This window comes from Nostoc sp. (assembly GCF_036917535.1).
GTDB lineage: Bacteria > Cyanobacteriota > Cyanobacteriia > Cyanobacteriales > Nostocaceae > Nostoc.
Map to the genome: position 1 here is coordinate 76,759 of NZ_JBALDA010000092.1, position 21,588 is coordinate 98,346.

The window sequence follows — 21,588 nt, forward strand, 5'->3', positions numbered from 1 at the left end:
TGTGCCAAAAGTATCGGTAATTATTCCATCTTATAATCATGAAAAATATATATCAGAAACTATAAGCAGTGTACTAAATCAAAGCTATCAAGATTTTGAAATAGTGATTACAGATGATTATTCATCTGATAATACTATAAAAATTGTTAAAGAATTTAATGACCCCAGAATTAGACTTTTTTGCTTTCCTAAAAATCGGGGTGCTGCTGTTGCTGCTAACAATTGCATCAAAGAAGCAAGAGGCGAATTAATTGCAATGTTAAGCTCTGATGATATTTTTACTCCCGACAAGTTGGCAAAACAAGTTAGCTATTTGGAAGCAAATCCAGATGTGGGTGCTGTTTTTAGTTATGCTCATATTATTGATGATGATGGAAATGATTTCAATCAAGAAAATCACTTTTATAAACAAATTTTTATCCAACCAAACCGCAATCGTTTTGAATGGTTAAATCATTTTTTCTTTAAAGGGAACTGCTTATGTCATCCTAGTGCATTGGTTCGTCAAAAATGCTACATTGAAGTGGGACAGTATGATGAAAGATTTGCTCAGTTACCTGATTTTGACTTCTGGATCAGGCTTTGCATGAAGTATAATATTTATGTAATCCCAGAGGAATTAATCAAATTTCGTATCCGTAACAATGAGGCTAATGCTAGCGGTAATAGACCAGAAGCAAGAATTCGTCATCAACTAGAATGTAAGCAAATTTTAAATAATTATTGTTCGCCAGAAGTACACAACAACTTTTATAAAATATTTCCTGAGGCTAGATTAGATGTAAACCACAATCAGGATGCTGAAGAATCAATTTACCTGCAAATTGCTCTGTTAGCAATTAAAGTTAGTCTACCTGCATACCAGAGTTTTGGAATAGATAAGCTTTATGAGCTACTTGATAGCAGAAATAACACCTTTGAAAAAATACTAAAAAAATACGCTTTTGATTTTGCTAATTTAATAGCAATTACAGGTCAATATGATGTATACGGTTTTATTAGTAAAGAAAATTTGTATTTGCAGCTTGAACAAGCTCAAGCCGAACTAGAGCGTTCGCAATCGCAATTTCAACAAGCTCAAGCACAATTAAAGCGTTCGCAATCACAATTCCAGCAAACTCAAACAGAACTGGAGCGTTCGCAATCACAATTCCAGCAAACTCAAACAGAACTGGAGCGTTCGTATTCTCAATTTCAGCAAACTCAAACAGAATTAGAGCGTTCGTATTCTCAATTTCAGCAAACTCAAACAGAATTAGAACGATCATATTCTCAATTCCAACGTACTGAGATCGAACTAGAGCGATCGCAATCACAATTTCAACACACTCAAATGAAACTAGAAAAGCTACAATCCCAGTTGCAACAGACAGAGGTAGAGCTAAAATCTTGCCAATCAGAACTATATCATAATCAAATTGAATTGCAGCAGTTGAAAACTAGGATTACGGCAATGAAGAGCAGTAAGTTTTGGAAATTGCGAGAAGTATGGTTTCAAGTAAAATCAGCGTTTGGTTTAAAAGGCAAGGAGTAAAAAAGCCGTTGTAGTTTGATTACAAAAAACTCCTGCAAAACTGCCGCGATCGCAGATTCTGGTAAAATACACCCTATTGTTACAATGAAATTTAATAAGTTTTGCTAGGTAAATATAGGGTGTTTGAAATTTTAAACCCTTATGGACTTATTGACTGGTGTATAAAATTGTGATAAATGATCAGAAAGAGAATTTTGGCGTACATTCTGCACCCTCAACTGATAAATTTATATAAAATGCGATTTTTATATAGTAAATAAGTACTATAAGAATAAAATAAGCAAATTAATAACGCTATCACAATATATAAAATATATTGACTTACATTTGTTATAGTAATTAATTGGGATATTCAATTCAAATATCAATAGTGTTTAAAACAACATTTTTTGTTATTTCAAAAGAAAAATGAACTGCAACAGATAGGGTGAAGAATATGGATTATGTGCATCTACAGAATTGAGGATCGATATGATTTTTAATCATGAAAAATTTTTGAGATTAAGGTCTATAGTCTCATCTGAAGACTGTCTAAATGTAGCTTTTTTTTGTGCAAGACTCAAAAAGGGATACGGTGTAGATTTAGTGGTAGCTACACAAGCTAAGTATTTGGCAGCTTGGGGACACGAAATTAAGATTTACACTTTAGATAATGATGGATTTTTCACCTCTTCGTTTTCTCAGATAGGAAACATAGAGGTAATAACGCTATCTACCTTTAGATTGAATTCTACTGTCTCTAAAATAGTCTGTGATGTAGCTATTGCTCATACCGATCCTTTTTTTGAATTAGTACTTAAGATGAACTCTTACGTTACTAAAATAGCTTGGGATTATGGTGAACCTCCTCCAGAATTGTTTCCCGGACAAATAGAACACAGAAAAGCCCAAAAAGAATTTAGAAAGTTACATCATCATCTCTATCATAAAGCTATAGCTATCAGTAATTTTGTTAAACAAGATATGGAATTAACAAAAGCTGATGTAGTTTATTGTGGTTCAGATCATTTAATTATTGAACATCCTCAATATGAAAAGTTAAGAGATAAGCTGGCAAATTTGGCATCTTCACGAGGTTACTCTCCAAATTGCTTAGACAAACCTTTTTTACTTTGCGTATCTCGGTTAGGAGAAATTTATAGCAGATATAAGGGAACTAATGATTTACAAAAACTTTCGTGTTTGACAAATATGCCAATTGTTCTTATAGGTAAATCAGATACTTACAAAGATGTAAAACACTTTAAAGATCAAGGTCTGATCTGTATTGAAAACCCATCTAATGAACAATTAATTTCTGCTTACTTGGATTGTAGTGCTTGTGTATCTTTGTCTAGATGGGAAGGGTATAACTTACCCCTTGTTGAAGCTATAGCTGTTGGTCGTATGTCATTTGCATTAGACTTAGGAGCACACAAAGAAACTGGTGCAAAAGTAGCGTCAAATATTAATGAATTATCACAATTAATTATACATGAACTACAGCAAGCAGACCAATATACACCTCCTAAAACTTTGTATTCATGGAAAGAAAATGCTCAAAAACTAAACTCTATTATTTATGAAACTCGTCTTAAACATTTAAGCACAATTCTCGGTGATAATTCTAAAAGCTTTGTTTTACCTATCATAAATAAAACGACATTACCTCGAATCAAAAAACTGCAATCAAAAGCTAGTAACTACAGCTTATATTTTAGTAATTTAGAAAAAATAGACTTGTCTATATTAATCCTTTCTAAGGACAAAGTTAATCTGCTAAAACCATGCTTAAAATCTATTAAGCAAACTATACAACATATCAATTATGAAATTCTTATCGGTGATACTGGCTCAGAATTCTCAAATACAGAAATTTATTATAAATCAATACAAGACCCAGTATTTTATTTAGGTAAATATAATTTTAGCACAGGTAATAACTATTTAGCATCTCAGGCTCGTGGCCGCTATATTTTATTATTAAATAATGATACAGAAGCGATATTGCCCTCTATTCAAGAAATAATTAAAATTTTTGAAACTAATAAAAATCATATAGGTGCTATTGGTTGTAAGTTACTGTATCCTAATTTCCGCATACAGCACGCAGGGGTATTTATATGTAGGCATGATCCTTATAAATATATTCCTGAACATATTAATAAAAACTGTAAAAGTGCCGATCATAAAGTTATTCATTCACAACTTGTGCCAGCAGTTACAGGGGCCTGCTTGTTTACAAATAGACAATTATTTTTAGATATGGGTGGCTTAGATTCAGTTTACCAAGAAGAATGTCAGGACATCGACTATTGTTTTAAACTTCGAGATAAATATGGTTTATATTCATACTATTATGCAGATAGTACATGGATTCATAAAGAAGGACGTACAAGGTCTGCAAAGGAGAATCTTCAGGATAGAAATATTTTTATAACCAGATGGCAAAATTTGATAGACAGTAATTCTTTGTATTCTTCATGAGACTTAATATGAGTACCCTACCTCTTGTGACTATTTGTATACCAGTATACAACGGAGAAAGATTTTTGGAAGAAGCATTAGTTAGTGCTTTTAACCAAAGATATTCTCCTATTGAAATAATTATTTCTGATGATAAGTCTGATGATAATTCTCTTTTATTAGTTGAAAAATTAAAAATTTATAATGAGAAAAACTTTGAGGTTAAAATCTATAGCCATGAAAGACTTGGATTGGTTCAAAATTGGAATTTTTGTTTGTCTAAAGCAAGCGGTAAATATATCAAATTTCTATTTCAAGATGATGTATTAAATAGTAACTGTGTAGAGAAAATGGTGGCTCTAGCAGAAACCAAACCAGAAATAGGGATGGTATTTACACCCAGAGAACTGATAGTAAATGATGGAATGCAAGTACCTTTTGGTATAGATATATTACATGAATTTTGGGGAAATTTACAACTGCTCCAAAAAGGAAGTTCATTGCTCAAAAGAACAGTTCTTGTCAAAGATCCAGTAAATAAAATAGGAGAACCAACAAATGTTCTTATTAGAAAAGAAGTATTAGATAAAATAGGTAATTTTGATACTAATTTAGCACAGATTGTAGATTGGGAAATGTGGTTAAGGATTATTTCGAATTATGACATAGGTTTTATTGACGAAAAACTTGCAAAGTTTCGCATTCACGGCAAGCAAGCAACCAATCAAAACTTTATTGTTGGACGTGGATGGGATGATATATATAAAATTTGGCTCAAGGTTCTTAATGACCCTGTATATCACAAAGTTCCTTTATTTAGCCGTTTTTTGATAAAAAGTAATCTGCTATATCGATTAATAGATACTTTAGTAAAAGCTTTACCAGCTAGGAAACCTGATGATTTAAGATTGCTATCAAAATACATAAAAATGGCAATAATATCTTGAAGGTTTATATTACTGAATTTTATGATTCAAAAGCTCAACAAAATCATAAATTTGGTTAATATAAACTATTATTGTTAATAAATGTAATTTTTTTTAGTAGCAAAATGCTAAATTTTTATTCTTAAAATTTTCAATTTATACATCTCATAGTTGTCTATTTAGCATTAAAGACAGGGCAAGGTCAAAATCAGTGAGAAAACGAGCATTAATTACAGGGTTAACTGGGCAAGACGGTTCTTACTTAGCTGAACTTCTCTTTGACCAAGGCTATCAAGTTTTTGGCTTAGTTCGCCGCTCCAGCTCAAGTAATTTGGAGCGCATTAGCCACCTTGGTAGCAATGTTGAGATACTATCCGGGGACTTGTTAGATCAATCATCTTTGATGGATGTAATCACACAAGCCCAACCAGACGAAATTTATAACCTTGCATCCCAAAGCTACGTTCCTTTATCTTGGACACAACCTGCTCTCACTGCTGAATACACCGCACTAGGAGTTTCCCGCCTGTTGGAATCGGTTCGGCGATGTAAGCCTGATGCAAAATTTTACCAAGCCTCTAGTAGCGAAGTGTTCGGTCAACCTGACGAATCACCCCAAAACGAACACACCGCTTTTCGCCCCCGCAATCCCTATGGTGTTGCGAAAGCTTATGCTCACTGGATGACTATTAATTATCGTCAACAATATAAACTTTTTGCTTGCTGCGGACTAACTTACACCCATGAATCTCCTAGACGTGGGATGGAATTTGTATTTAGAAAAATTACACACACCGTTGCTGCAATCAAACTTGGCTTAAGCAATGAATTGAAACTAGGTAACTTGGATGCTCGTCGTGACTGGTGTTATGCCAAAGATGCTGTACACGCTATGTGGTTGATGTTGCAGCAAGAGCAGCCTGATGACTATATAATTGCTAGCGGTCAAACTTATTCTGTGCAAGAGTTAGTAGAGTGTGCTTTCAAATTAGTAGGACTAAATTGGCAAGATTATGTTATTGTCGATTCTGCCTTTTATCGACCAAATGAACCTATGCAGTTAGTTGGCAGTATTGAAAAAATTAGAAAAAATATAGGTTGGTGTCCACAGTACTCCTTTGAGCAATTGGTTGAATTAATGCTTGTTCATGATTTAAAAGAACTAAGTTCAAAGACTATCTAATAAAGTTTGTCTAATGAATATACTTGTTAATAATAATTTTGAAAAAGTTGCACATCTTGTTATATAAAACTTATAAATTCAACTCAAATGCAGGGTAAAGAAAAAATTGGCATTGTTTTAGCAACTTATAATCCTCAACTTGAATATTTCCAAAAACAGATCCAGTCCATTAAAAACCAGACTTTGCAAAACTGGGTTTGTCATATTGTTGATGACTGCTCTCAGGCTAAATATCAAACTGAAATTAAAAAAATTGTTGAAAATGATTCACGATTTATCTGTCATTTTCATAGCGATAATCTTAAGCATTATTATAATTTTGAGCGTGGTTTACAATACTGTGTCCAAGACTCTACAATTACAGCGATCGCCTTTTCAGACCAAGATGATGTTTGGCAAATAGAAAAGCTAGAAATATTGATAGCAAAACTACGCTTAGAACAATTACTTCTAGTCCATTCTGATTTGGAACTTATCAACAGTCAGGACGAAACTATCAATTCTTCCACTTGGAATTTTGAAGGGCGTAATCCTGAAAACGCTACCGTAAAATTATTATTGCTTCGCAATGTGGTTACGGGATGTTCTTTGTTATTTTGTGCTTCTCTACTTCCCTATATTCTTCCATTTCCCCAACAAAATGAAATTGCTTGGCATCACGACTGGTGGGTAGCACTGGTTGCTATTCAAAAAGGGAAAATTGGACATATTCGGCAACCTTTAGTTCGTTATAGGCTCCACAATTGCAATACAGTAGGTGTCACGAAAGACTTTGGTAAGCTTTATGCTGAACTTATGGTATGGATCAGTAAAAAATGCCGGATTGCAGGTAACAGCTATTTAATTCATCGTAACTTAAGTCAAGCATTTTTTGCGCGATTTCAGCATCAATTAGATTTAAGCTGGTCCGATCCCTTTGACGATCAACGATTGGATTTTGGTTTAGGTATTCTCAAGCTTTGCCACCAAAGTTGGCAAAATCGGTATAGTTCTGAAGGAATAGCCCTACGAATTTGGATTCTTAAGATTGTATTCGATATTAAAAAAACTAAAAATCATATATTGAAAACTATCTCAAATTATCAAGATAATAATATCAAAAATAAATGAACCAAGAGGAACCTATCTCTGTATCGATTGTTTTAGTTAACTATAATGGAGCAGATATTCTACCAGATTGCTTAAACTCTATACAAAAATTTATTGATATACCTAATCATGAAATAATTCTTGTAGATAATGCTTCTAGCGATGCTAGTGCTGAATTAGTTGAAGCAAATTACCCTCAAGTTCGCTTAGTTAAACAGCTAGAAAATCGCGGCTTTGGGGCAGGAAATAATATAGGAGCAAAACTTGCTAGTGGAGAATTTTTATTTTTATTAAATACTGATACTATACTTAATAGTAATATTCTACCGCCTCTCATTGAATTGATGCAAGCAGACCCACAAGTAGGAATTATTGGGCCAAAATTGCTGAATCCAGATGGAAGCTTACAAATTTCTGTTTCGCCAGCATTAGGAATTAAAGGTGAATATCAAGCTCGTCAGCTTCATCAAACTTATCAAAATATCTCTCAGCAAAACTTGATTGAGCAGAAATTCCAAGAAATTCGAGAAGTTGATATTGTTGTAGGGGCTGCTTTTTTTATTCGCTCAAGTTTATTTCATGTATTAGGTGGATTTGACGAAAAATTTTTCATGTATTTTGAAGAATCAGATTTATGCCAAAGAGCGCAGTATCAAGGATATAAAATTATCTACACGCCTCATGTATCTTTGATTCATTTGAAAGGATATTCGATACAGAAAGCTGCAAATACAATGGCTATTGAATATAGACGTAGCCAAATTTATTATTATCAAAAGCATCGTCCTTGCTGGGAAAAACTACTATTACGTATATATCTTTTCTATAAATTCTTTGGTGAGTTTGTAACTACAGCTAATCCTAATAGTCTAAAAATTATTATTTTATTATTTACTATAAAAAAAAATGCCGTTAAAGTATCTGTATTTGATTAATCATATAGGGATTTTATTATGCCCATACTAGCAAATCTTTCTTTTGCTCCGGCACAGCCGACAGGTTGTTTAAATTATAGCTTGAACTTATTCAAAGAACTAAAAAATTTAGATATTGACGTATTAAGTCCTGTTGAAATTTTTGGTATTAAATGTTATCAGTCTCCACCAGATATTACAATGGATTTTGGCATAAAAGGGAACTTAAAGCGCCTGTTATGGACACAATTGAAACTGCCAAGTCTTTATAAAGAGATGAAGTCTACATTATTATTTTCTCCGATCCCAGAGGCTCCTTTATTTTCTTCCTGCTCTTATGTTGTTACTGTTCATGATTTAATTCCTTTAAGATTTCCACAATGGTTTTCCATAACACAGCGACTTTATTGTAGTTATTATATTCGTGCTGTAATACAACAATCAAAACATGTTATTTGTGATTCAACGGCAACGGCTCAAGATTTAAGTAGTTTTTTGGGAGTTTCTGAAGAAAAAATAACTGCGATTCCACTAGCGTATGATGTAAAAAATTTTCTTTGCTTGGATTTATCCACACAAAATTATTTCCTTTATTTGGGACGGCATAATCCTTACAAAAATCCCAAACGTTTAATTACCGCCTTTGCCGCACTACCTAATTGTAAAGATTACGAACTGTGGTTAGCAGGGCCGATTGATTCACGTTACACCCCAAGTTTAAGAACGCAAGTTGCAGAACTAGGTATAACTAATCAAGTGAAGTTCTTAAATTATATTCCTTACAGCGAATTGCCAAAAATCATTAATGAAGCGATCGCTTTAGTTTTCCCCACTCTATGGGAAGGTTTTGGTTTACCTGTCCTGGAAGCAATGGCTTGTGGTACCCCCGTGATTACTTCCAACCTCTCTTCCTTACCAGAGGTTGCTGGCGATGCGGCGATTCTGATCGATCCCTACAACACCGGAGAAATTACAAAGGCGATGCAGGCGATCGCAACTGATTCGGCACTGCGATCGCGTCTTTCTAATCAAGGTACCATTCACTCCCAACAATTCAGTTGGGAAAAAACAGCAAAAGCGACCGCCGAAGTGTTATCCCGCTACATGTAGAATAATACCGTTGAGTAAGGCAAGGAGTCAGAAGACGCAAAAACACAAGAATAACTAATGACAAATGACAAATCTTTATGAAAGCACTAATTCTCTCTGGCGGGAAAGGTACACGCCTACGTCCCCTCACTTATAGCGGAGCTAAACAACTCGTACCAGTTGCTAATAAACCCGTTTTATGGTATGGAATTGAAGAAATGGTCGCTGCTGGGATTACTGATATTGGCATCATCATCAGTCCAGAAACCGGGGTAGAAGTCCAAGAGAAAACCGGAAATGGAGAATACTTTGGAGCAAACATCACCTACATAGTCCAAGAGCAGCCACTTGGACTTGCTCACGCAGTCCAAATCGCCCATCCGTTTTTAGGTGATTCTACCTTTGTCATGTATTTGGGCGATAACCTGATTCAACTAGGTGAATTACGTTATTTTCTGGAACAGTTTAACCAACAACAGCCAGATGCTCTGATTCTCTTGCGTTCAGTTGCCAATCCTAGCGCTTTTGGTGTGGCTCAAGTAGATGATACTGGACGGGTATTACAGTTAATTGAAAAACCCAAAGTTCCTCCTTCAAATCTGGCATTGGTAGGGGTTTATTTCTTTTCTCACCTCATCTATGATGCGATCGCAAATATCCAACCTTCCGCCAGAGGCGAACTAGAAATTACTGATGCTATTCAATACCTAATTAATCATAAAAAGCAGATTGTAGCGCACAATCTCCAAGGCTGGTGGCTTGACACGGGTAAAAAAGATGACTTATTAGAAGCTAACCGATTGATTCTCGACATTTATGTTACAGCATCAGTTCTTGGCGAAGTTGATGCCCAAAGTCAGATTATTGGTCGAGTCCAAATCGGTGCAAAATCTCAAGTAATTAACTGCACAATTCGGGGGCCAGTAGTCATTGGTAGCAATTGTCATTTAGAAAACTGCTTTATTGGCCCTTATAGTAGTATTGCTAATAATGTGACACTCATTGATTCTGATTTAGAACACAGTGTGATTTTAGAAGGTGCTAAAATTGCCGGAATTTATCAGCGCATTATTGATAGTGTGATTGGGCAAAGGGCCCAATTGACTCTTGCACCTCGCCGCCCCAAAGCCTTACGATTTCTAATTGGTGATGACTGTCAAATTGAACTAACGTGATTTACTTGTTGAATAGAGGAAAAGCCACGGTCGAAATGTTACCTGCTAGCTGTAAAATACAAGTATTAAATTACTCTCACAATTAACACTGTGGTGGGTTACTCGAAATAATATTGATGAGTATTGTAAATACCAAAATTCCCGAAGTCATACAACTCGAACCCCAAGTATTTGCAGATGATCGCGGATTCTTTTTTGAAGCCTACAACGACCGAAAATTTGTCCAAGAGACTGGTATTGTTACCAACTTCGTCCAGGATAACCACTCTTGCTCTAAACAAGACGTTCTGCGGGGATTGCACTACCAAATTCACCAACCCCAAGGTAAACTTGTCCGGGCTATTGTTGGCACTATCTTTGACGTAGCCGTAGATATTAGAAAAAGTTCGACTACTTTTGGTAAGTGGGTAGGTTATGAACTGAGTGCTGAGAACAAACGCCTACTGTGGATACCACCAGGCTTTGCTCATGGCTTTCTCGTTCTTTCAGAAATAGCTGAAGTTCTCTACAAGACTACAGATTACTACGCGCCCCAAAGCGATCGCACAATTTTATGGAACGATCCAGATTTAGCGATAGATTGGCCCTTGAGTGCGCCACCGATTTTATCAGCTAAAGACCAAGCTGGGAAATCTTTGAAAACTGCTGAAATATTTGATTAAGTAGTCATTGGTCATTGGTCATTGGTACATACTCCGTCTCTTGTGATACCCTAAGCTTACTTTTATAGTGGGCGGAAAACTTTATCTTTCATCGGACTAATTCAAACTACGTTAAAAAGTGGGTGTTGCTTCTCTTGGACAAATAACAAATAACAAATGACAAATGACAAATGACTATGAGTCAATCAATTTTGCTAATTGGTAGCAATGGTCAAGTAGGTAAGGAACTACAACAAATTCTTTCATCCTATGGGGATATTATTTCAGTAGCACGACCAACAATAGACTTTGCCCAACCCGATACTCTGTGCAACGTTATCAGATCCAAACAGCCGCAAATCATCATTAATGCCGCCGCTTATACTGCTGTAGACAAAGCCGAAAGTGAACCCGAACTTGCTACCGCTATTAATGCTACTGCACCCCTAATTCTTGCCCAAGAAAGCCAAAAATTAGGAGCTTTTCTAATTCATATTTCGACCGATTATGTTTTTGATGGTAATAGCTGTAGTCCTTACCAAGAAACCGATGCGACTAATCCCTTGAGTGTCTATGGTAAAACCAAACTTGCTGGAGAAGAAGCTATTCAAGAAACTTGTGCCCATCATCTCATTCTCCGCACTGCTTGGGTTTATGGAACCTTTGGCAAAAGTAACTTTGTCAAAACCATACTGAGACTAGGCGCAGAACGCCAAGAACTCCATGTTGTTGCCGATCAAATTGGTAGCCCAACTTGGGCGCAAGATATAGCGGCAGTTATAGCCCAGATGATTCCCCAGTTAACCCCAGAAATTAGCGGCATTTATCACTATACTAATAGCGGTGTTGCTAGCTGGTATGAGTTTGCCGTTGCTATTTTTGAAGAAGCACAACAACTAGGCTTCCCTTTGAAAGTTGAACGTATTGTCCCCATTACAACTGCCGAATATCCGACACCAGCCCGTCGCCCTGCTTATTCCGTCCTTGCTTGTGAAAAAATTTCCGCAATTTTAGGGACTTATCCTTCCCATTGGCGACAAAGACTCCGGCAAATGCTCACAGATTTGAAAATTGGGCATGGGGCATAGGGCATTGGGCATTACCGCAAGGCGGAAGTCAAAAGTCAAAAGTCAAAAGTCAAAAGTTTTGTATATCAAGGCTTTTGCAGGGCATTGGGCATGGGGCATTGGAAAAGAGAAGGCAGGAAGCAGGAGGCAGAAGTTCTTTAATTTTGAATTTTGAATTTTGAATTTTGAATTTTGAATTGATTGCTCCCTCATCTCCACAGTCCCTATCCCCTTTTTAATACTCCCGTTTCATGTTGCATGGGCAAAACATCTAAAATATCAGTTTGGGAACAATATTTTAAATCTTCTTGACAGTCAAGACGCAACAATCGTTGACCGTGACTAGCTTGGTGAAGTAATTCTAATAAGTTATCTTGCCATTGAGAGTAAAGAGCGATCGCACTAATTACTTCATCGTTACCAGCGAGTTCTTCTGGTGACGAGTTGCTTTGCTGGAAAATACTATGAGCGATTGCACCCGCACAAACTGTATCTTCTAAAGAAAAACTGCCTTCCCAACCTGATCCGACAATCCACACTGTTTCTGGTTGCTTATCTAAGAGAAATTGCACCACCGCTGCCCGGTTAATCAAGGCTGCTGCTAATACATTTGGCGAGTCTTGTACCCGTTGTAAAGCACGAGTGCCATTTGTGGTACTGATAAACAAACGCCGCCCTTGGACTAACTCTGGTGTGCAGTCGAGGGGAGAGTTACCCAACTCAAAACCAGCTACTTTTGCGCCACCGCGTTCTCCAGCCCGCAGACGTTTTTCAGGGGGCCATTTTTCGCTAACTTCAATTAACTGATTTAAATCGCTGAATACTTGTACAGCTTCGCCTCCAGATGCCAAGACAGTCGCTATTGTGCTAGTGGCTCGCAAGACATCGACTGCGATCGCACATTCTGGCGCTTTATCCGTTGGAGTCAATTCAGGAGTGTGGTATACGAATAACTTCACGGGCTGGATACACCTGTTTTATATACTACTGCCGTAAATAACATTCTACCTAGTTGGTGTCACTAACTTTAACAGTTATCAGTTATCAGTTATCAGTAAAGAATGATTTATCCAATGCGAAACACCACACAAAAGTTGGTGGTAAGCGTTGGTGGCGCTTATCTGCCCCTCACTATACGCCGTGATAACTGTTCACTGTTCACTGTTCACTGTTTTAATCACAATTGTTCCCAAAGTATTTTTTAACATCAAAATGCACGCTCTAAACCATTTAAGACAAAAATACTCAAAAAGCCCATTTTTATGCTTTTAGACTTTCAGATTTGCTGCACTATCCTGTAATCTAAAACAAGAACAGATTTTCTCAAGCTGTATTTGGCATTTCAAGTTAGCACCACTACGCATCCTGACTAAAGCCAGATAGAAACTAAAATTTTTACCTCCACTTTGCTTATCTCAAATCGAAAATCGCTATGGCACCTTTACCCGACTATCGCCCTAAACAACTATCTGTAGGCCCGTTGGAAGCGGAAATTTTAAATATCATTTGGGAACTTGGTTCAGTCACAGTCAAGGATGTACACGATCGCATCCTTGCCGACCCCAACCGCGAATTAGCGTATACTTCTGTCACCACTGTTTTACGTCGCCTCACTGATAAAGGTTGGCTAGCCTGCGACAAAAAAGAGCGGGCATTCTATTGGCGGCCATTGCTGAGTAAGCAGCAATCAGAAGTCATCAAAGCTCACGAGCAGTTACAGCGATTTTTGGCGGTGGGGAATCCCGATGTTGTTGCTGCTTTTGCTGATAGTCTGGATGAAGCAGCTAGCGAGCAAATAGCAGCGATCGCTAAACGCATTCAATCTGCACGCCAAGCCAGGGAGGAACAATGATGCATCTAGTGATGATTTTGAATGCTTTGGCAGTTGCTTGGTGGTTAAGATCCTCCTGGAATCAACGCCAAGGTAATTGGAGTCTGCGGTGGCAGCGATCGCTATTTTTGTTCCTCTTCCCGCCTTTGCTAATTTTCATGACTGTGATCGCTGTGCTGTTCATGGGGCCTCAAGGGCAAATGGGCGGGATGTATACAGGCTCAATTAGCTATTTACTAGCGTTAATTTCTTTAGCATTTTTTGCCATTTCATGCATTAAACTTGCTTTCCAAGGTTGGCAGTCTGTAGAATCTGCCCGTAACTGCCCCTTAGTGAATGTTGGCGATAGACAAGCTAGACTGCTGCAAACGGGAGCGTTGTTTGCAGGTCAAATCGGTTTTTGGCAACCAGAACTAGTGGTTAGCCAAGGATTAGTGCAAACTCTCTCACCCGCTCATTTAGAAAGCGTCTTAGCCCATGAGCAAGGGCATCACCATTACAGGGATACGTTCTGGTTTTTCTGGCTGGGTTGGGTGCGTTCTTGCACTGCATGGTTGCCGAATACAGAGCCTTTGTGGGAAGAATTGTTAGCTTTGCGCGAACTCCGTGCTGACGGTTATGCAGCATTGCAGGTAGACCCTCTAGTGTTAGCAGAATCACTTTTATTAGTGGTTAGTAGCAGCCCAGTCTTATCAGAAATTTGCTGTGCTGCATTAGGTTCCTCTGGTACAGATCGCTTAGAACAAAGAGTAGAAGCTTTATTAGCACCACCAGAAGCAACCCCAGAAACTCAATTGCAATCCTGGCATGGCTTTTTGTTGGCGTTCCTGCCTCTACTGACTGTGATATTTCATAGTTAAGTTGAATTTAGCAAGCTATTACAGCACGAAATCGTGATGTTTGTAACGAGAATTATGATGTTTATAACAAAATCGTGGTGTTTGTAACAAAAATCATCTTGTTTGTAACGAAAATCGTAGTGTTGGTAATGAAAACGTAGTGTTTGTAACAAAAATCGTGACGTTGGTAATGAAAACGCAGTGTTTGTAACGAAAATCATTTTATTTGTAACAAATATTGTGGCGTTGGTAATGAAAACGCAGTGTTTGTAACGAAAATTGCGATAAAAACAAATTAACAAGCGGTAATTACAAATTACGCTTATTCTTCTTCAAGCAACTGTTCTATATATTTTTGTACTAAAGGCACTTGAAAGGCATTGCCTTCTTGAGTCAAGATTTCTTTTCGCGTTAGTTTGCGGACAACGCCTTTGTCTTGCTGCGTGGGAGTTTCCCCGTGGATTAAACGCCGCAGGAGAGAGCGATCGCTATCTGCTAAACTCCTCCATAATTCCCGAAAATACTGATCGCTTCGCTCCAGCACAATAGGTATAACTTCTTTAACATCCTGTGCAGTAGCTTTTGCTGTATCTGCCTCTCGCCTGTTTCTTCTAATATCGCGGTTTAGCAACTCCACCAACTCATAACACACCAACTGAACGAGATAAGGTTGACAGCGAGTAATTTGGATAATTGCATCTACAGCAGTTGGTTCATAGATATCGCGGAAGTTCTCTACTGGCTGTTGAATCAAATCGCGGGCTTCTGACTCTTGCAGGTAAGTCATTCGCAAAGCACGGGTATTAATTAGATAGTCGCTCCAGTAATCATCAAGTTCAGATAACTCCTGTGAACCACTAAAAAGTAGAATCCACTTGCGTTGGTGTTGCAGCAGGTTACGGATAAAATTGAGTGGCGCACGGCTGCTTGTTGCTTTCACTACTTCATCCAGGCGTTCATATTCATCCAGACAGAGGAGAAATTGCTTACCACGGTTGCTGCGTTTTATTTCTGTGAACCAAGTTTGCAGCGCCGGAAATGGATCTTCTGCTAGTTTATTGGCATCTGGATAAGGCAAGTTTACTGTGCGAGGTAATCGCCGTGCAGCTTCGATAATTTGTTGAGCTAAATTTTCAGCCAATCCTTTTAAGGTTGTGGCTGATGCTGCACCCTGTAAATCTACCAGCAAAGGTACAATATCTGAGCCAATTCTATAAGGTAGATATTTCAGCGCTGAGGTTTTCCCTGTCCTCCGCCCTCCATAGAGTAACAGCACAGGCGGTTGCTCAGAAAGTGCCAAAGTTTCAATTTCCTGAAATATATCAATTCGCCCTTTGAAACGATTCTTTGCTGTTTTCGGGTCTAGGGAGTTACCAGCAATATAAACTTGCTATCCATCAGCGATCGCAAATTGTCATAAAATCCATTATCGAACTTATCAGGATATTTCAAAAGGCTTTCAAAATCATCCAAACAGAGGATAGGTAGCTTTCCTTGCTGTTTCCATTCCTTAACCGCATCTGAAAATGCTTGACGATTAAGCGGTTTAGTCTTCCAAGGATTTTGCAGATTGCGTTGTTGCCATCCCGGAACGTGACTCAGTAAACCTTCAGCTACAGCTTCATAAAACCCGTTTCAGTTTGGCAATATACATCCCGTAACGGTAAGTAAATAACCACATAACGGTTCGCGTCTAATACTCGCTGCTGCCAAGTCAGAACAAAATAATGCAGCAACGAAGATTTACCAATGTGCTTGTCACCAACTATATTGATACTTGTAGGCTGAACGCCTTTCATCCGAGATGCGATCGCGTATAATTCATCTTTACGACCAACAAACAGCCTGGGATCTTCAATCATCCCTGCAGCCACAAAAGGATTAGAAGGCAGCGCTCCAGAAGCCATGTAAAGCGTTTATCCTAGTTTCAGCAATTATAAGTGCAATCACCTAAAAGAATAGCACTAGCCCGATAATGTCTTCGCGATCTGCTTCTTGGGTATGTGCATTTGCCATATCATGAAAAGTCACAACGATTCATAACACGAGATTGAAAACTAAATCATTTCAATCTGCGATGCAAAAATCTGAATTTCGTGTCTGGACTGCTTTGAGTAAAGACTACAGTTACAACAATGAGACTCAAAATTTTAGAGCAAACTCCAACATTATTAAAACTACGACTCAAGCCAGCAGCTATCCTCTACTGGTTATTTGGCGGATTATTTATTGCAGGAGGCGTTTTACTGATAACGACACTGGCAAAGACAACTATTTTGACTTGTAATCGGGTTAAACCCACTCAAGAAAGTTGCCAATTAATCACCAAAAGTATTTTAAAATCTCAAGTTAAAACTTGGAATTTCAAAGACGTGCTTGGTGCAAAACTAGACACTAGCACGACTGCTGGAAATAGTTATCCCTTGCTACTTCTGACGAGAGATAGTTCAATTCCCATAGATTTAGTAAATGCAGACAGCACTCACAAGGAATCTATGGCTGCACAAATCAACGCCTTTCTTAAAAACTCACAAGAACCAAAATTAACTATTCATGAAGATACTCGTTTATGGACTTATCCTCTAGGTTTATTGTTGATTGCCAGTGGTGCTGTTTGCATTATTTATCTGCTGATGAATAACATAATTATTTGCATTCTTGATAAAACTCTTGACAAAGCAACTATCGAACGTAAAGGTTGGCTAGGACAAGAAGTTATTGAAGCTAAACTCTCACAAATATCAGGGCTGAATATGGATGCAGTTGCAATTGACACAGTAACAGGTACAAGTTCAAGCAGTTATAATATTGTCTTCAACTTGGTATCTGATAAAAATATTTATTTGGCTGCTGGCCCAATGTTTACTGCTAAGAGTGCAGAACAAACCATTGAAGCGATCGCCAGTTTCCTCAAACTAGATTAATCTGAGAGCAACCCCTTTAAAACCTTTGCCAAATACTCATACTGCTCTAAAGTATTGTAAATCTGTGCTGAAATCCTTACCAACAGCCGAGGTTTTTCCTGCCACGGTATTATCGGCACTTGAATATCAAACTTATCAAACAACTCATCATGTATAGACATGAAATCGCGGTTTTCCAAAGTTATAGGCATTGGCACAACCGCCATTGAACCAATCATCTCATCTGGACAAAGCGGCTGCACTTCTAGCGCTTCACAAAGTAGCCGTCTTCCCTGCAACACTAGTTGATGATTTTGCTGCATCAATTCTGTCCACCCACCAGGTAGCAACGAACCCATAAAAGCGATCGCTTCTAGTACACACATATAAGCCGTATAATCGTCTGTACCTGTCCAGTCAAATTCCAACTGAAAGCGGGTTTTATCAGTGCGTGGCGAATTTGTTCCGTGGCTAATTGTCAAAGGACGAATTTCTAACTGTTTATCTCGTTGCACATACAAAAATGCTGCCCCTTTTGGCGCACACAGCCATTTATGACAATTTCCAGTATAATAAGTTGCGCCAATCTCTTGTAAATCAAGGAGAATCATTCCAGGTGCGTGGGCACCATCTACCAATGTATCTACACCCCGTTGTTGCAACTCCTTCACCAAGTCTTGAATCGGGAAAATTAGCCCTGTCTGACTGGTAACATGATCTAAAAGTGCTAATCGTGTTTTTGGTGAAACTCGCTCAATTACTGCTCCCACTACTTGCTGTGGCGAGTCAATGGGGAAAGGAATTTTTGCCACTACCACCCGCGCACCAGTGCGACTGGCAATAAAATCAAGTGCATTGCGGCAAGCATTATATTCGTGGTTGGTTGTAAGTATTTCGTCCTCTGGTGAAAACGTTAGCGACTTTAACACCGAATTAACGCCAGTCGTTGCATTGGGGACAAATACTAAATCCTGGACATCAGCACCTATAAACACTGCCAGCTTACTTCTGGCATTGTCTAGCAGGGGTTCCCACTCCTTAGCAAAAAAGCGTAAAGGTTCTTGTTCGAGTTGCGATCGCAAACGTTGTTGAAACTCCAGCACTTGTTTCGGACAAGCACCAAAAGATCCATGATTCAGAAACGTCACAGTCGAGTCAAGCGACCATAAATCTCTGAAGGATAGTCTATAATCCAAAATATAAAATCCAAAATTGCTAAACTCCCCAGGCTGGATTCGAACCAGCGACCAATCGATTAACAGTCGATCGCTCTACCACTGAGCTACTGAGGATCACTCACAGTTTATCATTCTAAGGCTAAAAATAAGATTTAGCAAGTAGATTCGCCAATATTTTTCTAGATGCTTAATTAATAAATGATTTTTGCAGCCAAAATCTATTCAGGAACTTAAGCAGAGACTGCTAAATACTAAATACCTACAATCCCATTCGTAATTCAGCCAAACGCTGCCGCGCCTTGGCATCTATGCCATTAGCTAAAAACCTACTCTTCGATTGTTTACGTGTATGATACTTTTGTCGAATCCGGCAGACAGTGGCTTCTACTTCCCTACAGAGTTGTTCTGCTGATAACCATTCGGCCCCATAGCCTTGTATCATCAACTGCTGTGCCCGATCTGAAGTAGCAACAATCACACGAGAAATCAAAGATTGAGCTATTTGCTGGCGAAAAGAAGCGCAGGATTTTTCAATATAAGTATCTGCGGTTTGCCCAAAATCAGTGTAATAAACAGATAAAAGCTCAGTAATAACTTCTTTATTACTAGAGGTGTTCTGATATTGGGCATCAAAAACTATCTGAGTTGTGTAACCTTGAAACGCACTATAACCAGTCATCGCTTCCACAAGTTCGCCCCGTGCTGCCTCTAATCCAACGCTATCACGCGTTTTTTTAAGGCAAGGCCAAGCGCCTATGATATTGTAGCCGTCCACTAACAAAACGGCTGGGAGTAAGGAACGGGGCATGGTTTTTAATCACAATTTTCTAGAGTTAACAAAATTCATTCATAAGTTTTATAATAATTGATGCATTCTCTGTAACACTATGTTACACTAAATAAAAAACACGGTAGCCTCACAAAACTCAAACCTCAGATAGACGCACCAACTTAAAAACGCGCCTTTGTTTAAAAGGCGCGTTACAGTTTTTTAGTAGTATTTAGAAGTGCTGAATGCAATGAATTATTACTTATTTACTCAGCACTCAATTAGGAGGCTTCGCTGTGTACCTCCATGAGACGTTGCTTGAGACGTTGGGCTTCACCGCTATCTACCAGAAAGCCTTTTTCTAGCAAGAAAGCGCCGTCACAGTAATTTAACTCATCTAATCGATGTGTCACCCACAGGGCTGTAATACCTCGACTTTTGACAAGGCGACGGACACCAGCAACTAAATCCAACTGGCTATCTGGATCTAGTAAGGCAGTGGGTTCATCTAATAATAAGACTTCACAGCGACGGGCGATCGCACCTGCGATCGCGACTCGTTGTTTTTGTCCCCCAGAGAGTGCATAAATAGGGCGTCGTTGCAGGGTAAGCAAATTCACCGCCCCTAACGCCTCCTCAACCCTGGCTCTAGTAGCAGCAGGTGGCAACTTTTCTTCCACCAATCCAAAAGCCACATCAGCACCAACCGTTGGCATTACCAGTTGATGATCTGGATTTTGGAAGACAAAGCCAACAGGGTGCAAAAGCCGAATTTCGCCAGATTCAGGAGCTAATAACCCTGCCAGCAGTCTCAGTAAAGTAGATTTTCCACTGCCATTTGTACCCAAGAGCATCCAAAATTCACCTTTGGGTACTTCTAAAGAGCAAGATTTGATAACTTTCTCTCCATTAGGCCAACTGAAATTTAAATCCTTGACTTCAATGCCCACTTGAGCCATTTGTTAACCTTGGTTACTCAGCAGCTACAGCAAAAAAGCCAGGTGGTCTGCCGCCACCAGGGGTTGTACCATCTTTCTGAACAATCTGCACCCCAGAAATTTCACTAGCGCGGACAGCAATTTTTTTCTCTGTCTTACCTTCGCACTTGAGTTCTACAATGTCAGGGTTTCCAGAACGGATTGCTGCCAAAATTAGCTGATAGATAGCCTCAGCATCTTCTGCTGACTTACGTTGTACCGAGATAGGGAAAGCAGTGTTTTTGATGCTTAAATCAATGGTAAACATTTAGCAATAATCAAATTTAACTGTGGACTCATTTTAGCGTCAGCTTACTGATTGTAGGGAAATGAGGGTTAGGCATTGGGAAGAGATTTGGGGACAAGGAGAAGGGAAAGACTTGTTGCAGTTCTAACGGGACTTAAACATTTTTGAGGGAAAAACAAGCCTCAAACCCATACAGGACAAGGAAAATACATTAAAGGCTCAAAAATGCTTGAAACTCATATAGATCAACAAACTAGGCAAAGCGATATCAAAGTCTCTGTGTATATGCATTTGAGGTATTTTTATGGCTACTTTTTGTCTAAGTCCCACTAACTTTAGTCACCTTGTCCCCCGTGCTCCACTGCTCCTGTGCCTTTCTGCTCTTCATTCCTTATTCTCTACTCTCCTGATTTATCTACCTCTTTTGAATCAAAAATTAATTTTTATGAGAAAACCCCTAGAAAAATTAGCAATTTACACCTAATATAATTAAAGGTGTGTAAAAAATTGTAAACTAGGTTAACAAGTCGGTTAACTTTCTGCTTATAGAAGGCTTTTTATGGTCGTCTATAATATAGATACCACCTGTACTTATAAACATTTGGAGATTTGTTCTAATGACCATCGCAGTTGGACGCGCGCCCAGTAGAGGGTGGTTTGACGTTCTCGACGACTGGCTCAAGCGTGATCGCTTCGTATTCGTAGGTTGGTCAGGGATACTATTGTTCCCTTGCGCCTTCCTAGCACTAGGCGGTTGGCTGACCGGCACCACGTTTGTCAC

The 21,588-nt window shown here is 38.5% G+C and carries 20 protein-coding genes, 1 tRNA gene and 1 pseudogene; 14 read left to right on the top strand and 8 right to left on the bottom strand.

Features of this window, described 5'->3' with window-relative positions:
- The first annotated feature begins 1 nt into the window (after position 1).
- The 10 genes from V7K56_RS30990 to rfbD all read left to right on the top strand — a co-directional run bounded on the left by V7K56_RS30990 (position 2) and on the right by rfbD (position 12,084).
- Positions 2–1,534, top strand: a complete 1,533-nt coding sequence (locus V7K56_RS30990; RefSeq protein ID WP_334916956.1) for a glycosyltransferase family 2 protein — start codon at positions 2–4, stop codon at positions 1,532–1,534.
- A 471-nt stretch (positions 1,535–2,005) separates the two neighbouring features.
- The gene (locus tag V7K56_RS30995) at positions 2,006–4,000 is read left to right on the top strand and encodes a glycosyltransferase (protein ID WP_334916958.1); all 1,995 of its coding nucleotides are present in this window, start codon (positions 2,006–2,008) and stop codon (positions 3,998–4,000) included.
- An 8-nt stretch (positions 4,001–4,008) separates the two neighbouring features.
- Positions 4,009–4,926, top strand: a complete 918-nt coding sequence (locus V7K56_RS31000) for a glycosyltransferase family 2 protein (protein WP_334916960.1) — start codon at positions 4,009–4,011, stop codon at positions 4,924–4,926.
- A 190-nt stretch (positions 4,927–5,116) separates the two neighbouring features.
- Positions 5,117–6,088 carry a GDP-mannose 4,6-dehydratase gene (locus V7K56_RS31005; protein ID WP_334916962.1) on the top strand — a complete coding sequence of 324 codons (972 nt, stop codon included), beginning with the start codon at positions 5,117–5,119 and terminating at the stop codon, positions 6,086–6,088.
- Between the two features lie 87 nt (positions 6,089–6,175).
- Complete coding sequence (locus V7K56_RS31010; RefSeq protein ID WP_334916964.1) at positions 6,176–7,198, top strand: glycosyltransferase; 1,023 nt, start codon at positions 6,176–6,178, stop codon at positions 7,196–7,198.
- Positions 7,195–8,112 carry a glycosyltransferase family 2 protein gene (locus V7K56_RS31015; RefSeq protein WP_334916966.1) on the top strand — a complete coding sequence of 306 codons (918 nt, stop codon included), beginning with the start codon at positions 7,195–7,197 and terminating at the stop codon, positions 8,110–8,112. Before V7K56_RS31010 ends, V7K56_RS31015 begins: the two co-directional genes overlap by 4 nt.
- Before the next feature lie 18 nt (positions 8,113–8,130).
- Positions 8,131–9,201, top strand: coding sequence for a glycosyltransferase family 4 protein (locus tag V7K56_RS31020; RefSeq protein WP_334916968.1), 1,071 nt, complete (start codon positions 8,131–8,133; stop codon positions 9,199–9,201).
- Between the two features lie 77 nt (positions 9,202–9,278).
- A complete protein-coding gene (locus V7K56_RS31025) occupies positions 9,279–10,355 on the top strand; it encodes a glucose-1-phosphate thymidylyltransferase (RefSeq protein WP_334916970.1) in 1,077 nt (358 codons plus the stop codon).
- Between the two features lie 116 nt (positions 10,356–10,471).
- Positions 10,472–11,017 (top strand): dTDP-4-dehydrorhamnose 3,5-epimerase, encoded by a 546-nt coding sequence (rfbC, locus tag V7K56_RS31030; protein WP_334916972.1) that lies wholly within the window; start codon positions 10,472–10,474, stop codon positions 11,015–11,017.
- A gap of 176 nt (positions 11,018–11,193) precedes the next feature.
- Complete coding sequence (gene rfbD / locus V7K56_RS31035) at positions 11,194–12,084, top strand: dTDP-4-dehydrorhamnose reductase (protein WP_334916974.1); 891 nt, start codon at positions 11,194–11,196, stop codon at positions 12,082–12,084.
- Between the two features lie 203 nt (positions 12,085–12,287).
- Here the strand turns inward: rfbD and V7K56_RS31040 are convergent, their stop codons facing one another.
- Positions 12,288–13,022 carry a 2-phosphosulfolactate phosphatase family protein gene (locus V7K56_RS31040; RefSeq protein ID WP_334916976.1) on the bottom strand — a complete coding sequence of 245 codons (735 nt, stop codon included), beginning with the start codon at positions 13,020–13,022 and terminating at the stop codon, positions 12,288–12,290.
- 473 nt (positions 13,023–13,495) lie between these two features.
- Here V7K56_RS31040 and V7K56_RS31045 point away from each other — a divergent pair, with 473 nt between their 5' ends.
- A complete protein-coding gene (locus V7K56_RS31045) occupies positions 13,496–13,915 on the top strand; it encodes a BlaI/MecI/CopY family transcriptional regulator (protein WP_334916978.1) in 420 nt (139 codons plus the stop codon).
- Positions 13,915–14,754 (top strand): M56 family metallopeptidase, encoded by an 840-nt coding sequence (locus tag V7K56_RS31050; RefSeq protein ID WP_334917003.1) that lies wholly within the window; start codon positions 13,915–13,917, stop codon positions 14,752–14,754. Before V7K56_RS31045 ends, V7K56_RS31050 begins: the two co-directional genes overlap by 1 nt.
- Positions 14,755–15,055: 301 nt before the next feature.
- Here V7K56_RS31050 and V7K56_RS31055 read toward each other — a convergent pair whose 3' ends face one another.
- Entirely contained in the window at positions 15,056–16,114 is a 1,059-nt protein-coding gene (locus V7K56_RS31055; RefSeq protein ID WP_334917005.1) for an ATP-binding protein, read from the bottom strand.
- 232 nt (positions 16,115–16,346) lie between these two features.
- The gene (locus V7K56_RS31060) at positions 16,347–16,640 is read right to left on the bottom strand and encodes a hypothetical protein (RefSeq protein ID WP_334916981.1); all 294 of its coding nucleotides are present in this window, start codon (positions 16,638–16,640) and stop codon (positions 16,347–16,349) included.
- A gap of 228 nt (positions 16,641–16,868) precedes the next feature.
- Here V7K56_RS31060 and V7K56_RS31065 point away from each other — a divergent pair, with 228 nt between their 5' ends.
- On the top strand, positions 16,869–17,657 hold the full coding sequence (locus tag V7K56_RS31065; protein WP_334916983.1) for a hypothetical protein: 789 nt from the start codon (positions 16,869–16,871) through the stop codon (positions 17,655–17,657).
- Here the strand turns inward: V7K56_RS31065 and V7K56_RS31070 are convergent.
- The 5 genes from V7K56_RS31070 to V7K56_RS31090 all read right to left on the bottom strand — a co-directional run bounded on the left by V7K56_RS31070 (position 17,654) and on the right by V7K56_RS31090 (position 20,828).
- The gene (locus V7K56_RS31070) at positions 17,654–18,832 is read right to left on the bottom strand and encodes an aminotransferase class V-fold PLP-dependent enzyme (RefSeq protein ID WP_442940290.1); all 1,179 of its coding nucleotides are present in this window, start codon (positions 18,830–18,832) and stop codon (positions 17,654–17,656) included. The genes V7K56_RS31065 and V7K56_RS31070 overlap by 4 nt on opposite strands.
- A 24-nt stretch (positions 18,833–18,856) precedes the next feature.
- Positions 18,857–18,928: transfer RNA gene (locus V7K56_RS31075), tRNA-Asn, on the bottom strand.
- Positions 18,929–19,073: 145 nt separating this feature from the next.
- On the bottom strand, positions 19,074–19,622 hold the full coding sequence (locus V7K56_RS31080; RefSeq protein ID WP_334916985.1) for an NYN domain-containing protein: 549 nt from the start codon (positions 19,620–19,622) through the stop codon (positions 19,074–19,076).
- A 242-nt stretch (positions 19,623–19,864) separates the two neighbouring features.
- Positions 19,865–20,542 (bottom strand): ABC transporter ATP-binding protein, encoded by a 678-nt coding sequence (locus V7K56_RS31085; protein ID WP_334916987.1) that lies wholly within the window; start codon positions 20,540–20,542, stop codon positions 19,865–19,867.
- A 13-nt stretch (positions 20,543–20,555) separates the two neighbouring features.
- On the bottom strand, positions 20,556–20,828 hold the full coding sequence (locus V7K56_RS31090) for a hypothetical protein (RefSeq protein ID WP_334916989.1): 273 nt from the start codon (positions 20,826–20,828) through the stop codon (positions 20,556–20,558).
- A gap of 596 nt (positions 20,829–21,424) precedes the next feature.
- On the opposite strand from V7K56_RS31090, the pseudogene V7K56_RS31095 reads away from it, so the two are divergent.
- Positions 21,425–21,588: pseudogene (locus V7K56_RS31095) on the top strand (photosystem II D2 protein (photosystem q(a) protein)); the annotation flags it as partial.

Excerpts from the sequence above, each read along its gene's own strand:
- V7K56_RS30995 (WP_334916958.1), top strand. The coding sequence starts at position 2,006 with ATGATTTTTAATCATGAAAAATTTTTGAGATTAAGGTCTATAGTCTCA.
- V7K56_RS31000 (WP_334916960.1), top strand. The coding sequence starts at position 4,009 with ATGAGTACCCTACCTCTTGTGACTATTTGTATACCAGTATACAACGGA.
- V7K56_RS31010 (WP_334916964.1), top strand. The coding sequence starts at position 6,176 with ATGCAGGGTAAAGAAAAAATTGGCATTGTTTTAGCAACTTATAATCCT.
- V7K56_RS31015 (WP_334916966.1), top strand. The coding sequence starts at position 7,195 with ATGAACCAAGAGGAACCTATCTCTGTATCGATTGTTTTAGTTAACTAT.
- V7K56_RS31020 (WP_334916968.1), top strand. The coding sequence starts at position 8,131 with ATGCCCATACTAGCAAATCTTTCTTTTGCTCCGGCACAGCCGACAGGT.
- V7K56_RS31025 (WP_334916970.1), top strand. The coding sequence starts at position 9,279 with ATGAAAGCACTAATTCTCTCTGGCGGGAAAGGTACACGCCTACGTCCC.
- rfbC (WP_334916972.1), top strand. The coding sequence starts at position 10,472 with ATGAGTATTGTAAATACCAAAATTCCCGAAGTCATACAACTCGAACCC.
- rfbD (WP_334916974.1), top strand. The coding sequence starts at position 11,194 with ATGAGTCAATCAATTTTGCTAATTGGTAGCAATGGTCAAGTAGGTAAG.
- V7K56_RS31045 (WP_334916978.1), top strand. The coding sequence starts at position 13,496 with ATGGCACCTTTACCCGACTATCGCCCTAAACAACTATCTGTAGGCCCG.
- V7K56_RS31050 (WP_334917003.1), top strand. The coding sequence starts at position 13,915 with ATGCATCTAGTGATGATTTTGAATGCTTTGGCAGTTGCTTGGTGGTTA.
- V7K56_RS31060 (WP_334916981.1), bottom strand. The coding sequence starts at position 16,640 with ATGGCTTCTGGAGCGCTGCCTTCTAATCCTTTTGTGGCTGCAGGGATG.
- V7K56_RS31065 (WP_334916983.1), top strand. The coding sequence starts at position 16,869 with ATGAGACTCAAAATTTTAGAGCAAACTCCAACATTATTAAAACTACGA.
- V7K56_RS31080 (WP_334916985.1), bottom strand. The coding sequence starts at position 19,622 with ATGCCCCGTTCCTTACTCCCAGCCGTTTTGTTAGTGGACGGCTACAAT.
- V7K56_RS31085 (WP_334916987.1), bottom strand. The coding sequence starts at position 20,542 with ATGGCTCAAGTGGGCATTGAAGTCAAGGATTTAAATTTCAGTTGGCCT.
- V7K56_RS31090 (WP_334916989.1), bottom strand. The coding sequence starts at position 20,828 with ATGTTTACCATTGATTTAAGCATCAAAAACACTGCTTTCCCTATCTCG.